The organism is Agrobacterium sp. 20P9.1.2 (assembly GCF_057799395.1).
In genome coordinates this window covers 111,957-127,177 of sequence record NZ_JBYOKI010000006.1, presented here as the reverse complement: position 1 = coordinate 127,177, position 15,221 = coordinate 111,957, and the positions used below count along the sequence as shown (strand labels likewise).

Here is a 15,221-nt window from a genome sequence, read left to right as displayed (position 1 = left end):
TACTGGTACAGACGTGCGCTCAAAAATAATTCATCTCGCAACCCGCAGGTCGACAACACAAACAATCGATATGTCACGGAAACCGCGTGCAAGTGATGAGTTGCTTTCGTGGTGTTTTTGGGCACGCAAATGCCACGCTGTGGATCAGTTTTTCTGGTCTACCACAAAAATACGTGGAAATCAATAATTTGCTTCTACCGTGACTATGGCGTCACAATAGGGTCGCCCGGTCGTTAACAGAAACGAGGCAATTGATACTTTCTAAAATGGTCTGCGCGGCAGGAAGTTGCAATTTCAATCGAATAAATTTTGCCTACCTCGTTTAAAGCATTGATGCCCACTTAAACTATTCATAATTCCGCGCCAATATCCGATTCGATTTTGACGAAGACGACGATATTTTTCGATTTTCTTCACAAACCCTCATCCTTCGGGAGGAAAAAAGACAAAATGGGCTACCGGAACAATCCAAAACGCGACAAACAACTCGAAAAATCCAAAAAACTGGCGGAAGCATCCGGCGCGCCGTTCATAGACCCGGCAACCGTCTTCGGACGTGCCAGCACCGACGATATTCAGTATTATTCGCCCGAAATGCTGGCATTTGCTGCCCGCCATACGGCGGAAGAACTTTCGCGTTGGAAAAAGGATAAGCCCTATATTGGTATTTCCCAAGTAGAGGGTGTTGCGCCGCGTGATGTTCCGGTCACTGTTCTGACGGTTATCGGTCGGAACATGCCCTTCCTGTACGATTCCGTCATGGGTGAGGTGACCAGCAGCTACCGCAGCCTCTATCTCGCCGTGCACCCGATCATGGTGATCGATGCCAGCGTGGCGGGGGGATATCGGCTGGCCGACCCCGAGAAGGATGCGCCGGAGGACAATGTCAGCCTGATCCAGCTTCACATTGCGCCGGTGGCGGCGCAGGCGGCTGAGACGCTTGAGGAAAAAATCCGCTTCGTTTTGTCGCAGGTACAGTCTGCCTATAGTGACTGGAAGCCCATGCTGGCCAAGCTCGACGAGGCTTTGGACGAGTTGAAGGAACGCGGCTCCAGCCGTCGCAAGTCCGAACGCAAGGAGGCGGTGGCCTTTCTGGAGTGGCTGCGCAACGACAATTTCACCTTCCTCGGCATGCGTGACTATAGCTATTCCGGCCAGGGCAAGAATGCCAAGGTGGAGCGCGGCGAAGGCAGCGGGCTCGGCACGCTGACCGACCCGAATGTGCGCGTGCTGCGTCTCGGCAAGGATGCGGTGACGACGACGCCGGAAATTCTGGCCTTTCTGGATGGCCCGGATTTCCTGATCGTCACCAAGGCCAATGTGAAGTCCATCGTCCACCGCCGGGCCTATATGGATTATATCGGCATCAAGCGTTTCGACGCGGATGGTAACGTCATTGGTGAATTGCGCATCGTCGGTCTGTTTACGGCCACGGCCTATACGCATTCAGTCAAGCAAATCCCGCTTCTGCGTGCCAAGGTCGCCGAGGTCGAGCATCATTTCGGTTTCGACCCCAACAGCCATTCGGGCCGCATTCTGCACAACACGCTGGAAGCCTATCCGCGTGACGATCTTTTCCAGATCGATACCGATCTTCTGATCCGCTTCATCGAGCAGATCATGGAACTGAGCGACCGCCCGCGCGTGCGCGTGCTGCCGCGTATCGACCGTTTCGACCGCTTCGTGTCCGTCATTATTTTCGTGCCGCGCGAGGAATATAATTCCTATGTGCGTGAGAAGATCGGCGAGTATCTCGCCCAGGTCTATGACGGCCATATCTCCGCCTATTACCCGGCCTTCCCGGAGGGCGCAGTGGCCCGCGTGCACTTCATCGTCGGTCGTACCAATGACAAGACACCGCGTGTGGCGCAGGACAGGCTGGAAGATGCCGTCGGCGATATCGCGGCGCGCTGGATCGACCATTTCGTCGCACTCTCGCCTTCCGGCGCACCGGTTCTGGATGTCGATCAGGCCTATCAGGAAGCCTTTACGCCGGACGAGGCGATTGGCGACATGGCCGATATTGCTGCCACGGCAGGCGGGGAGCCGGTTCGCATCGAGTTCTACCGCCGCGAGGATCAGTCCAATGATGTGCTATCGCTGAAAATCTTCCATCGCGACGGCCATCTCCCACTTTCCCGCCGCGTGCCTCTTCTGGAAAACCTCGGCTTCAGCGTCATCAGCGAACGCACTTTCGATGTCGGCGTGGTAAGCGGCGACGAAACCCGCACCATCGTTCTGCACGATATGGAGTTGAAGGTGCAGCAGGGCGTGAAGCTCGATCTGGGCGTCTATGGTCCACGGCTGGAAGAGGCGTTTCTGGCGGCCTTCCATGGCACTGTCGATAATGACAACTTCAACCGGCTGATCCTTGCCGCGGGACTCAGCGTTCGCGACGTGTCGGTGCTGCGCGCCTATGCGCGTTATCTGCGCCAGACGGGCATCGTCTATTCGCAGGAGCATATTTCCGAGACCTTGTTCAAATATCCGGCGATTGCGGCGAAGATTTTCGAGCTGTTTGCCCATGGCTTCGATCCGAAGCTGGGTGAAAAGCCGCGCCTGCGCAAATTGTCCGATCTGCATAAGGCCATCGAGACGGCACTGTCGGGCGTTCCCAATCTGGATGAGGACCGTACGCTTCGCCGCTACGTCAATGCGGTGGATTCGACCTTGCGCACCAACTATTTCCAGCGCAACGAGGATGGATCGCCAAAGGCGATGCTCGCCTTCAAATTCGATCCGAAGCTTCTGGATGGACTGCCGGATCCAAGACCGTTCCGCGAAATCTTCGTCTACGGAACCGAAGTCGAAGGCGTGCATCTGCGCTTCGGCAAGGTAGCGCGCGGCGGTCTCCGCTGGTCGGATCGCGGGCAGGATTATCGCACCGAAGTGCTGGGTCTCGTCAAAGCCCAACAGGTCAAGAATGCGGTGATCGTGCCTGTGGGCGCCAAAGGCGGTTTCTTCCCGAAAAACCTGCCGGTTGGTGGCAACCGCGATGAAATCTTCAATGCGGGCAAAGATGCCTACAAGACCTATATCCGCACGCTGCTGTCGATCACCGACAATATCGTTGGCGATGATATCGTGCCGCCTGCAGATACGCTGAGGCTGGATGGTGACGATCCCTATTTCGTTGTCGCTGCCGACAAGGGCACGGCAACCTTCTCCGATACTGCGAATGGTCTGGCGCGTGAGGCTGGTTTCTGGCTGGACGATGCGTTTGCCTCCGGCGGTTCTGCCGGTTACGACCACAAGAAGATGGGCATCACCGCGCGGGGTTCGTGGGAAACGGTAAAGCGGCATTTCCGCGAAATAGACACCGACATCCAGACAACGCCTTTCAAGGTGGTTGGCGTGGGTGACATGTCCGGCGACGTTTTCGGCAACGGCATGCTGCTGTCGGAAAAGATCGAGCTGATTGCGGCCTTCGACCACCGCGACATCTTCATCGATCCAACGCCTGATACCGATAAGTCCTTTGCCGAGCGCAAGCGCCTGTTCGATTTGCCGCGCTCCAGCTGGCAGGATTATGATCGCTCGACCCTGTCGCAGGGTGCGATGATCATTTCCCGTGCGGAGAAATCCGTGACGCTGACGCCGGAAGCGGTGGCTGCCATCGGCATCGACAAATCCGTCGCCACGCCCTTCGAAATCATGACGGCGATCCTGAAGGCGCCTGCCGATCTTCTCTGGTTCGGCGGTATCGGGACCTATGTGAAGGCGGCGGTGGAAACCAATGCCGAAGTGGGTGACCGCGCCAACGATCCGATCCGTGTCAATGCGACGGAAGTACGGGCCAAGGTCATCGGCGAAGGGGCCAATCTCGGTATCACCCAGAAGGCGCGTATTGCCTATGCGCTGGCCGGTGGCCGATGCAACTCCGATGCCATCGATAATTCAGCGGGCGTCAATTCCTCCGACGTCGAGGTCAACATCAAGATCGCTCTGGCGTCTCCCGTCAATGATGGTCGCCTGACATTGCCCAAGCGCAACCAGCTTCTGGCCTCCATGACCTCGGAAGTGGCGCAGCTGGTGCTGCGCAACAATTATCTGCAATCTCTGGCCATTTCGCTGACCGAGCGTCGCGGTACCGAAAACCGGGAGGAACTCGGCCGTCTGATGGGCGCGCTGGAGGGCGCTGGGCAGCTGAACCGCAAGGTGGAAACCCTGCCGAACGATGCAGAGTTCAGCGAACGTTATGCTGCGGCCAAGCCGCTGACCCGGCCTGAAATCGGCGTTCTTCTGTCCTATGCCAAGCTGACGCTGTTCGATACGCTGGTCGCCAGCACCTTGCCGGATGAGCCTTATCTCCAGCATCTTCTGACGGATTATTTCCCGAGCAAGATGCAGAAGACGTACGCTGCCGATATCACCGGCCACCGCCTGCACCGCGAGATCGTTGCGACCTCGCTCGCCAACCAGGTCGTCAATCGCGGCGGGCCAGGCTTCGTTCAGAAACTGGTCGATGCCAGCGGTCTGCTCGCGCCTGCGGTGGTCAAAGCTGCGATGATCGTCGAGGACGGTTTTGGTCTGAAGCGCCTGTGGAGCGAAATCGACAAGCTGGACGGACAAATCCCCGGCGAGGTCCAGAACGGCCTTTACGCCAATGTCGCACGCATCTTTACCGACGCGACACGGCTCTATCTTCAGACGACGTCAACGGCGACGGGGTCGATGGTGGACGAAATCGAGGGGCTGAAGACGGCTATCAAGACGCTGTCGCCAGCTGCTGCCAAATACAAGGAAGAGATTGGCTTCAGCGAGATCGAGGGTGTTGCGCCGGCATTGATCCGTGAGTTGGAAACGCTGTCGCTGCTGGTCTATGTGCCGGAAATCATGTTGATTGCGGAGCAGGCAAACACCACGTTGGCCCGCGCTGCTGAGAGCTATGCGGCAGTATCGGCTACCTTCCGTGTGGCAAGGCTTCTCGATGCAGGCCAGCGCGTGACGCCAGCCGATCATTATGAAAGCCTTGCGCTGCTGCGCAGCCAGGACCAGATCGCCTCCTCGCGTCGGCGCATCGTCATCTCGGCCCTGACGGAACATGCCAAGGAAAAGAACCCGGTGCAGGCCTGGTATGCGGCAGATCGCGTGCGCGTCAACCGCATCGTCTCCGAACTTGGCGGCTTGAGCGATAGCGGCGAAATCAACCTTGCCCGCCTGACTGTTGCCGCCGGATTGCTTTCGGATATAGTCCAGGCTCGAAACGTCTGATATCAGACACATCACTGCCCGGCATCATAGCCGGGCTGTTCAGCTTTTGTTGAAACGGCCGAAAGGGTGACGAATGGCCTCCTCTTCCCTTGAGACCGGAGAAACCGTGACGAAGCGTGGTATCTGGGGCTGGATGCTGTTCGATTGGGCGGCTCAGCCCTTTTTCACGGTCGTGACAACCTTTATTTTTGGCCCCTATTTCGTTGCCCGGCTGACGGCGGACCCCATTTCCGCGCAGACGACATGGAGCAATATGGCGACGATTTCCTCTGTCATCATCGCCATTTTCTCGCCCATCCTCGGTTCGATTGCCGATCAGTCCGGATCGAGGAAGCCATGGATCGCCTTCTTCGCGACGTTGAAGATTGCAAGCCTTGCGATGCTGTGGTTCGCCGCACCGGGATCGCCGATCATCTGGCCCGTGACCTTCATGATCATCGCGTCGATTGCCGCCGAATTTTCCATCGTTTTCAATGATTCCATGATGCCACGGCTGACGACGCCGGAAAATGTCGGGCGTATTTCCAATACGGCCTGGGGCCTGGGCTATCTGGGTGGCATGGTCGTGCTGATCTTCGTGGTGCTGTTTCTGGCTGCCGCGCCGGGCAAGGGCGTGACGATCCTCGGTATTCCACCGCTGTTCGGGCTCGATGCCGCAGCGGGGGAAGATGCGCGTATCACAGGCCCGATTGCCGCCGTCTGGTACTTCATTTTCATTCTGCCAATGTTTTTCTACACGCCCGATGTGAAGAAGGGTTTGCCGCTTGCGAGCGCAGTTCGCTCTGGCCTGTCGGAATTAAAGGCAACTTTGAGAGAGCTCGGAGGCCGACCCGCCATCACCCGGTTTTTGATCGCGCGCATGCTCTATCAGGATGGCGTCAACGGCGTCATCATTCTGGGCGGCGCTTTCGCAGCCGGCCTGTTCGGCTGGGGCACGATGGAAATCGGCATTTACGGTATCATTCTCAATATCGTGGCGATTGGCAGCTGCGTTGCCGCAGGCCGGGTCGATCAACGTCTGGGCTCGCGCAACACGGTGCTGATCAGCATCACCCTGCTGGTTCTGGCCACCATTGGCATTGTCTCAACCCAGACAGAGTCCACATTGTTCGGCCTACTGACGCTGCCGGTCGGCAGCAGTGAAGGGCTGTTTTCCACCGGTGCCGAAAAGGCCTATCTGGTCTATGGAATATTGATCGGCATCGCGTTTGGCCCGGTTCAGGCGTCGTCGCGCTCCTATCTGGCGCGCAATATCACGGTTGCCGAGGCGGGCCGGTATTTCGGGATTTATGCGCTGTCGGGTCGCGCCACCAGCTTCATGGCGACGCTCTCCTTTTCCATCGTCACCTATGCAACCGGCTCAGCGCATCTGGGCATGGCAACGCTGACGATTTTCCTTGGCGCGGGCTTCCTGTTGCTGATCGGCGTTCCCGAGAAGGCGCGTGTCGTTCAGAGCTGATCGAGCTTGGTCTGAAGCGTACGCAATTGCGCTTTCAGCTCATCGATCTCTGACGCATCAGGCTTCTTGGCTTCCTTCGGAACAGGTGGCATGGGGAAGGGTGTGAACACCTGCATGGCCTGCCGGAAAAGCTCCGTGTTGCGCTTGACCTGCTCTTCCATGAAGCCGAACGGCGTGGAGAAATTCTTCGACGCCGATGTGTCACCGAAAGCTTTCGCCATCTGGTCCTGCATCTGGCTTTGCTGTTCGGAGAAGGTTTTCATCGAATGTTCGAGAAAGGTTGGGACCACCATCTGCATCTGGTCGCCATAATAGGAAATGAGTTGCCGCAGGAAGGCTGTGGGCAGAAGCGTATTGCCCGTCTTGGCTTCCTGCTCCACGATGATCTGCGTCAGAACCGCATGGGTAATGTCTTCTGACGTCTTGGCATCCTGAACTTTGAAATCCTCACCACGCTTGACCATCTTTGCGAGATCTTCCAGCGTCACATAGGTGCTGGTGCCGGTATTATAGAGCCGCCGGTTGGCATATTTCTTGATGATGGTCTCGCCATTGTGTTTTGCCATGCTCGCCTCCTCGCGATGCTGGTGTCTTCTTTTTATCAGGTGTTTTTGCTCTTCCCGTTTTTAAGACTATGCTGAAATCAACCGTTCTGACAAACGGTTTGTGCAATGCAACAGTCAAATTTTTGCGCAGCATTTTCGGTTTTTACTCTCGTGAAAGCGCAAAGCCCGCTCGCTCCACTTCCCTTGGGCGCCATGCAATACGGTTTTTGCATAGGGTTATTACGCAACATGATTTGACTTGATTTCCAAGCTTTGCCAGTCTCGCGCCGCAACATGGGAGGTTTCAATGCCGTCTTCGTCAATCGTCATCGTCAGCGCTGCACGTACGGCAGTGGGCTCTTTTAACGGCAGCTTTGCCAATACGCCCGCGCATGAACTGGGTGCCGCCGTCATTCAGGCTGTGCTGGAGCGCGCCGGTGTAACGGCGGGCGAAGTCGATGAGGTCATTCTCGGACAGGTCCTGAGTGCAGGCGAGGGCCAGAACCCGGCACGTCAGGCGGCGATGAAGGCGGGCATTCCACAGGAAGCCACCGCGTTTGGAATCAACCAGCTTTGCGGCTCCGGCGTGCGTTCCGTGGCGCTCGGCATGCAGCAGATTGCGACCGGCGATGCGTCGATCATCATTGCTGGCGGTCAGGAATCCATGTCCATGGCACCGCATTGCGCGCATTTGCGCGGCGGCGTGAAGATGGGTGACTTCAAGATGGTCGATACCATGTTGAAGGATGGCCTGACGGATGCCTTTTACGGATATCACATGGGCATCACCGCCGAAAACATCGCCCGCCAATGGCAGCTTTCCCGCGATGAGCAGGACCAGTTTGCTGTGACATCGCAAAACCGCGCCGAGGCTGCACAGGCGGCGGGCCGCTTTGTCGATGAAATCGTGCCCTTCGTCATCAAGGGCCGCAAGAGCGATGTTACCGTCGATGCGGATGAATATATCCGCGCCGGTGCTTCGCTCGATACCATGTCGAAACTGCGCCCAGCCTTCGACAAGGAAGGCACGGTCACGGCGGGTAACGCCTCCGGCCTCAATGATGGCGCTGCCGCCGTGTTGCTGATGACGGAAGCCGAGGCTGCCAAGCGCGGTCTTCAGCCGCTGGCGCGGATTGCGTCCTGGGCAACCGCCGGTGTTGACCCGCAGATCATGGGCACCGGACCCATTCCTGCATCGCGCAAGGCGCTGGCCAAAGCGGGCTGGTCCGTTTCCGACCTTGATCTTGTGGAGGCCAATGAGGCTTTTGCAGCGCAATCTTGCGCGGTGGTGCGTGATCTCGGGCTGAACCCAGAGACCGTCAACGTCAACGGCGGTGCGATCGCTATCGGTCACCCGATCGGTGCGTCCGGCGCACGTGTTCTCAACACCTTGCTGTTCGAGATGAGAAGACGCAGCGCCAAGAAGGGGCTCGTTACCCTTTGCATCGGTGGAGGCATGGGCGTTGCCATGTGCATTGAAGGTCTGTAACGCGCCATCATCATTATGCCATTTTGAAATCCTTGGTTTCGCGCGTCATTATCGCAAAACCGCTGCGCATTTTTGCGCGACATGCGCTAAAGGCTGACCGACACGAACAAAGGAGGCCTTGATGAGCCGGGTTGCGTTGATAACAGGCGGTACGAGCGGCATTGGCGCAGCCATAGCCAAAGCATTTCATGTTGCGGGCTACAGGGTTGCCGTCAATTACGCCTTCACGGAAGATCGGGCCGCGCAGTTTCGCCGGGAAACAGGCATTCCGGCCTATTGCTGGGATATTCGTGACTATGATGCCTGCGTGGCGGGCATTGCGAATGTCGAGAGCGATATCGGTCCGGTGGAAATTCTGGTGAACAATGCGGGGATAACCCGTGATGCGATGTTCCATAAGGTCACGCCGCAGCAGTGGCGAGATGTGATCGACACGAACCTGACCGGCGCGTTTAATATGACGCATCCCGTTTGGCCCGGAATGCGTGAGCGTGGCTTTGGACGTATCGTCAATATATCCTCCATCAACGGCCAGAAAGGGCAGGCCGGGCAGGTGAATTACTCCGCAGCAAAGGCTGGAGACATCGGCCTGACGAAGGCTCTGGCGCAGGAGGGTGCGTCGCGCAACATCACCGTCAACGCCATTTGCCCTGGCTATATCGGCACGGAGATGGTGCGCGCCATCCCCGAAAATGTGCTGAACGACCGTATTTTGCCGCAGATACCGGTGGGGCGATTGGGAGAGCCGGAAGAAATTGCCCGCTGCGTGCTGTTTCTTGCTTCCGATGAGGCGGGCTTCATTACCGGCTCTACGCTGACCGCGAATGGCGGACAGTATTTTGCGTGAGGTCGCCAGAGAGATGGCATCGCTCCAGTAAACTTTTCGTGATCGCCTTATCCTGATAAATGTCAGTTCATATAAATTTGATCGGGATTTTTGGGGCGCAAATAACAGCTAAATAAATGAAAATAAGAGGGTTTTTGTAAAGTTTAGAATGAGTCTAATATATCTTGTTTCTCAATATTAGATGTTTTACTTGACACTCAGTCTCCTGTTTTGGTTTAAGAGTGAAAACAACGTGTTGCGTCACACAGGCAATGATCCATGCTCGTTTGCAGCTGCAATTACATCACCGATAACGATATTCGCGACGTCATCAACGAGATGCTCGATGAGGACTGTTGGCAGTTGATCGTGCCTGCAAAAGTGTACCACGCAATGTCCAAGCGTGGCCGTTGCTGCGGCTGTTTTCCCACCGTTGTCGAACTGATTATCAAGACCACAGAAGAATATCATGCACGTCGGCACTCGACGGAAGCCGATGTTTTTGATTTTATGTCCCGCCTGAGACAATTGCATGAAGACAACAGGAGAGCGGACATTGAAAGGCGACACAAGAGTCATCGAGCAGCTTAACGAGGCATTGTTCCTCGAACTCGGTGCAGTCAACCAGTACTGGCTGCATTACCGACTGCTGAACGACTGGGGCTACACAAAGCTCGCCAAGAAAGAGCGTGCCGAATCCATCGAAGAGATGCAGCACGCAGACAAGATCATCGACCGTATCATCTTCCTCGAAGGTCACCCGAACCTTCAGACCGTTGCGCCGCTGCGTATCGGCCAGAACGTCAAGGAAGTGCTGGAAGCGGATCTCGCCGGCGAATATGACGCCCGCACGGCCTACAAGAAGTCGCGCGACATCTGTCATGATGCGGGTGACTATGTTTCGATGAAGCTGTTCGAAACGCTGCTTATCGATGAAGAAGGTCACATCGACTTCCTCGAAACCCAGCTCGACCTTCTGAACAAGATCGGCGAGGCCAAGTACGGCCAGCTCAACGCAGATTCTGCCGACGCTGCCGAATCCGAATAAGACGATCATTCTGATTGAAAAAGGCGGCTCTCGGGCCGCCTTTTTTGTTTATTTGTCCGAGAGGTGTCGAAACTCTGCGACGACCTTTTCGTAAACGCCGCGCTTGAACGGCACGATCAGGTCCGGCAGGCTTTCCATGGGTTTCCAGCCCCAGTCATCGAATTCCGCCGTATGGCTTCCCGGCGGTGGGTTGATCTGGATTTCGCTCTCTTCACCTTCGAAGCGGAAGGCAAACCAGCGTTGGGTCTGGCCGCGATATTTGCCGCGCAGGCCGATGCCGATCAGTTGTGGCGGCAGGTCGTAATTGATCCACTCCGGCGCTTCCGCCAGAAGCGTGACCGTCTTCATGCCGGTTTCCTCGTAAAGCTCACGAAGAGCGGCAGGAAGTGGGTTCTCGCCCTTGTCTATGCCGCCTTGAGGCATTTGCCACAGCTGCGGGGAGCCATCGAATTCCGAGTTCTCAGCCGAAATACGCCGCCCGGCCCAGACGAGCCCCTGTGCATTAAGAACCATGATTCCCACGCAAGGGCGATAGGGAAGATCGTCTGCCTTGATCGTCATCTCGAACCTCTTCATTGAACAGGTGAATGGATTACTGCGCGGGCTGCTCGGAAACAAGCGCGGAAACGCCGACAATCTCGATGCCGCGCCCTGCTGCCTCGACGGACCATTTAGAAATCGCGCCGATGCTCTCATCGAAGGCGGAGGCGACGCCGATTGCGGAGCCGTTACGGCGTGCGATACGCTCCAGATCGTCCAGCTTGCGCAGGATGGCGTTTTCGTTCACCTGATCGTCCAACTGCAGATCGGCAAAGCCTGCCGGTGCTGAGAGCGCCTTGGCAATGGGCGCGCTTTTCGACTGGGCCGAAGAGCCATCGTCCAGGAAGAGCAGGCCACGCGCGCCGATATCACGCATGACCGGCTCAAGCGCCTTGTCTTCGGCCATGAAGCGTCCGCCGAGATAATTCATGATGCCGGTGTAATTGGTGATCTTGGCCATGGACCGGTGCAGCCGTTCCAGATTGAGCTTGGCGGGATCAGACGCCAGCAGCGTATCTGGTCCCGGATTGGTGCCGGGATAACCGAAGGGTTCGAAGGGAACCTGAAGCAGGATTTCGTGGCCCTTGCGGCGGCTTTCCTGCATCCAGCGTTGCAGGCTGTTGCCGCTGGCGGCAAAGCCGAGTGTGACTTCGGGCGGCAGATCGCGGATGGCCTTTTGCGTTCCGGTCTGGCTCAGCCCCAGTCCGCCGACGATGATGGCGATGCGCGTGCCTCTGGCACCCGACCATGGCCGGGCATATTGCTCCATCGGGCGCAGACCATCGGCGCTGACTTTCGGCAGCCTGCCAAAGGCGGAATCTTCCAGCAAATCCTCATTGGGCTGGGCTGCGATGCGGATGTCCTGCCCATAGGTCTGGCCACTCATCAGCACCGGGCCATCGGCATCGCGCGTGCGCGGAGAGAAGACCGAAACGACATTGCCATCCGGCATGGTGTTTCTTTGCACATTAGCGCCGGATCGACCGCTTTGCGGCGAGAATGCGCCACCATTTCCGGCGCTGGCTTGTGCCTTTGCAGTCTCGTTCGGCGTGGATGAAGTGTCGTTCACAACGACATCAGCAGCGGTCGAGTTCTTCTCCAGATTGCCGGGGGAAAGAGCGGTATAGACCGAAAGGCCGCCAATGCCTCCGATAACAACAACGCCCAGAGCCGCAAGCGCAGAAAAGCGCCGGAACGAGCCGGCGCTTTTTTTTCTCTGTCGACCCATGAGCGGTTTGCGCAGGTCTGAAGGCAATGAACTATCCGTGACTGACTGCGAGCGGAGAGAAAGAGCACCGGTTTGAGCCGATGCGCCCTCAACTTACTGCTTGTTGACGACAGCCTTTTCAGGGTTTGGCGGGAAGGACGGATCCGTCTTGGTGCCGTGGAACAGGTCCAGCGCGTAGTTGAGCTGGATATCGTCCTTGGCTTCCGGCGGCACATAGGCTGCAGAGCCCGAACCTTCTTCCGTCTCGCTCTGGCCCTGAATATGGCCACGCAGGCTGGATTCGCCTTCGGCACGCACGCGTCCCTGAAGCTCTTCCGGCAGCGGCTGGTCCACCTTGATGTCAGGCGTGATGCCCGTGCCCTGAATGGACTTGCCCGATGGCGTGTAATAGAGCGCCGTCGTCAGGCGAAGCGCACCGGTATCACCCAGAGGAATGATCGTCTGAACGGAGCCCTTGCCGAAGGAACGGGTTCCGAGAACCGTCGCACGACGAAGATCCTGAAGCGCACCGGCCACGATTTCAGACGCCGAAGCCGAACCGCCGTTGACGAGAACGATAACAGGCTTGCCGTCGGTCAAGTCGCCAGCCGTTGCGTTGAAGCGGCGTGTCTCTTCCGGATTACGACCGCGGGTCGAAACGACCTCGCCGCGCTCGAGGAAGGCGTCGGAGACGTTGATCGCCTGATCGAGAAGACCGCCCGGATTGAGGCGCAGGTCAAGGACGTAGCCCTTTAGCTTGTCAGCCGGAACGTCTTCCTTGATCTTCTTGATCGCCTTTTCGAGATCGTCATAGGTCTTTTCGGTGAAGGAAATGACGCGCAGATAACCGACATCGCCACCTTCGACACGCGACTTGACGGCGCGCACGGCGATGATTTCACGCATTACGCTGATGTCGAGCGGCTTGTCGGCGCCCTGACGGATAATCGTCAGCTTGATCGGTGTCTTGACCGCACCGCGCATCTTCTCGACAGCCTCTTCGAGCTTCAGGCCACGCACAGGCTGACCATCGATCTCCGAGATATAGTCACCGGCGAGGATGCCTGCCTTGGCAGCAGGTGTGTCGTCCATCGGCGAGATGACCTTGACCAGCTCGTTTTCCATCGTCACTTCGATGCCGAGACCGCCGAATTCACCCTTGGTCTGGGTGCGCATGTCGTTGGCGTCCTGCGCGTTCAGGAAGCTAGAATGCGGATCGAGCGAGCTCAGCATGCCGTTGATGGCGTTCTCGACCAGCTTCTTGTCGTCAGGGGGCGTCACATATTGAGCGCGCACGCGTTCGAACACGTCACCAAAAATCGACAGCTCCTTGTAGGTCGAAGGACCGGCAGCCTGTGCCGGCATGCTTGCCGAGTAGATAACGCTCATCGCCGTGGCACCCATAAGTCCACCGATGAGGAGAAGTGAAGCCTTACGAATCATTGCGCGCCCTTCCGGTATTTTTTGCGGTCCACCAAGGTTGAGAATCAACCGGTACGCCGTCTTTCCTGAATTCAATGTAAAGCGTCGGCCTGTCAGTTTCCAGCGCCAATGCAGCGGCACTTGCCACTCTTTTTGCGCCCATGGAGGCAATGGGTTCACCAGAGAACACAAACATGCCCTGCCTTGTCCTCACATTGTCCATGCCTGTCAGCACCAGATGATAACCGTCACCGGCATTGAGAATAATCATGCGGCCATAACTGCGAAATTCCCCGGCGAAAACGACGAACCCATCAGCAGGCGCAGTCACCAGTGCCTCGGGGCCGGTTGCAACAACGATTCCCTTGGAAAAATGCCCCGTTCCGTCGGCATCACCGAACTTTCGCAGCACATCGCCAGAGACCGGCATGGCCAGTTTACCCTTCAGACTCGAAAACGGATATGCGGGCGCAATGCGGTTTTTATCGGGCATTCCGGCGTCGGTTTGGGCCTGCACCTTGTCCCGTTCGGATTGCGATAATGCGGCCAGTCTTTCCTGCTCCAGACGCTCTTTTTCCTTGGCTTCCCGCACCGAGGAAATCTCGCTTTCAAGCGATGAGACCAGCCCTTCGAGACTGGTCGCCTTGCTCGCAAGTTCTTCAGAACGTTTGCGTTCTGCCTCCAGCTCGCTGGCCGTCTGAGTGTTGCGCTTCTCGTTTTCGAGCCTCAGAAGATCGAGCCGCTTTTCCTCTTCGAGGCTCGCAGTCATCGTGTCGGTCAGCTGTTGTTTTTCGCCCGCGATGGCCTGGCGCAGGTCGGTCAACTCTTTGAGAGCGGAAACCAGCTTGTCGGTCTCTGAGCGGATGCCCGGAACGACGGCACCCAGCAGAATGGCGCTGCGTACGGATGCCAGTGCATCTTCCGGCGAAACGAGAAGGGCAGGGGGCGGATTGCGGCCCATGCGTTGCAGCGCGGCCAGCACTTCTGCCAGCACGCCGCGCCGTTCGCGCAGGGACGCCTTGACCTCATCTTCGCGAATGCCGAGCTTGGCAAGGCGGTCTTCGCCATCGCTGATCTTGGCTTCCAGATCCTTGCGACGCGCAGCCGAAGCGATCAGCTCATCCTTGATACGGGCCGTATCCTGATTGAGTGCTGCGATACTGTCTTGCAGCTGACGGGATTTGTCTTCGGACAGGCCGATACTATCGACCAGTTCCTGCAAATCCTCCCGGTTCTGGTCACGGCGTTTTTCAAGCGCATCGAGATCGTTTGGCTGTTGGGCAGCACCCTCTGTCGTGGCTGGCGCAACGTCTTCCTGAGCCCATGCGCGAAGAGCCGGATAGGAGGCGACCATGCAGGCAGCGAGGATCGCACCCGAAAGGGTCGTCCACCTGTGTCTGCGGGGTGCATCTGCCATGGAATATGTCTAACCGTCGAAAAGATTGGCGACCATACGCTGCTTCGGCGCGTC

General features: G+C 57.4%; 11 protein-coding genes. 6 read left to right on the top strand and 5 right to left on the bottom strand.

Annotated features, from left to right (window positions below; all coding sequences use genetic code 11):
• Positions 1 to 450: 450 nt before the first annotated feature.
• Complete coding sequence (locus AC27VJ_RS17430) at positions 451 to 5,214, top strand: NAD-glutamate dehydrogenase (protein WP_488685088.1); 4,764 nt, start codon at positions 451 to 453, stop codon at positions 5,212 to 5,214.
• Positions 5,215 to 5,287: 73 nt separating this feature from the next.
• Positions 5,288 to 6,673, top strand: coding sequence for an MFS transporter (locus AC27VJ_RS17425; RefSeq protein ID WP_488685087.1), 1,386 nt, complete (start codon positions 5,288 to 5,290; stop codon positions 6,671 to 6,673).
• Here the strand turns inward: AC27VJ_RS17425 and phaR are convergent.
• Entirely contained in the window at positions 6,664 to 7,239 is a 576-nt protein-coding gene (gene phaR / locus AC27VJ_RS17420; RefSeq protein ID WP_488685086.1) for a polyhydroxyalkanoate synthesis repressor PhaR, read from the bottom strand. The two genes, AC27VJ_RS17425 and phaR, sit on opposite strands and share 10 nt — an antisense overlap.
• A 286-nt stretch (positions 7,240 to 7,525) precedes the next feature.
• Between phaR and AC27VJ_RS17415 the strand changes: the two genes are divergently transcribed.
• The 4 genes from AC27VJ_RS17415 to bfr all read left to right on the top strand — a co-directional run bounded on the left by AC27VJ_RS17415 (position 7,526) and on the right by bfr (position 10,581).
• On the top strand, positions 7,526 to 8,707 hold the full coding sequence (locus AC27VJ_RS17415; RefSeq protein ID WP_488685085.1) for an acetyl-CoA C-acetyltransferase: 1,182 nt from the start codon (positions 7,526 to 7,528) through the stop codon (positions 8,705 to 8,707).
• Between the two features lie 121 nt (positions 8,708 to 8,828).
• Positions 8,829 to 9,554: an acetoacetyl-CoA reductase gene (gene phbB / locus AC27VJ_RS17410; protein WP_488685084.1), complete on the top strand. Its 726-nt coding sequence runs from the start codon at positions 8,829 to 8,831 to the stop codon at positions 9,552 to 9,554.
• Between the two features lie 258 nt (positions 9,555 to 9,812).
• Positions 9,813 to 10,124, top strand: coding sequence for a (2Fe-2S)-binding protein (locus AC27VJ_RS17405; protein ID WP_113086092.1), 312 nt, complete (start codon positions 9,813 to 9,815; stop codon positions 10,122 to 10,124).
• Positions 10,090 to 10,581, top strand: a complete 492-nt coding sequence (gene bfr / locus AC27VJ_RS17400) for a bacterioferritin (RefSeq protein ID WP_062452949.1) — start codon at positions 10,090 to 10,092, stop codon at positions 10,579 to 10,581. The genes AC27VJ_RS17405 and bfr overlap by 35 nt, the downstream gene beginning before the upstream one ends.
• Before the next feature lie 48 nt (positions 10,582 to 10,629).
• Here the strand turns inward: bfr and AC27VJ_RS17395 are convergent, their stop codons facing one another.
• The 4 genes from AC27VJ_RS17395 to AC27VJ_RS17380 all read right to left on the bottom strand — a co-directional run bounded on the left by AC27VJ_RS17395 (position 10,630) and on the right by AC27VJ_RS17380 (position 15,167).
• Positions 10,630 to 11,142, bottom strand: a complete 513-nt coding sequence (locus AC27VJ_RS17395; RefSeq protein ID WP_488685083.1) for an RNA pyrophosphohydrolase — start codon at positions 11,140 to 11,142, stop codon at positions 10,630 to 10,632.
• A gap of 31 nt (positions 11,143 to 11,173) precedes the next feature.
• Positions 11,174 to 12,376 carry a divergent polysaccharide deacetylase family protein gene (locus tag AC27VJ_RS17390; RefSeq protein ID WP_488685082.1) on the bottom strand — a complete coding sequence of 401 codons (1,203 nt, stop codon included), beginning with the start codon at positions 12,374 to 12,376 and terminating at the stop codon, positions 11,174 to 11,176.
• Between the two features lie 66 nt (positions 12,377 to 12,442).
• Positions 12,443 to 13,771: a S41 family peptidase gene (locus AC27VJ_RS17385; RefSeq protein ID WP_488685081.1), complete on the bottom strand. Its 1,329-nt coding sequence runs from the start codon at positions 13,769 to 13,771 to the stop codon at positions 12,443 to 12,445.
• Complete coding sequence (locus tag AC27VJ_RS17380) at positions 13,761 to 15,167, bottom strand: murein hydrolase activator EnvC family protein (RefSeq protein WP_488685080.1); 1,407 nt, start codon at positions 15,165 to 15,167, stop codon at positions 13,761 to 13,763. Before AC27VJ_RS17380 ends, AC27VJ_RS17385 begins: the two co-directional genes overlap by 11 nt.
• Positions 15,168 to 15,221: the final 54 nt, after the last annotated feature.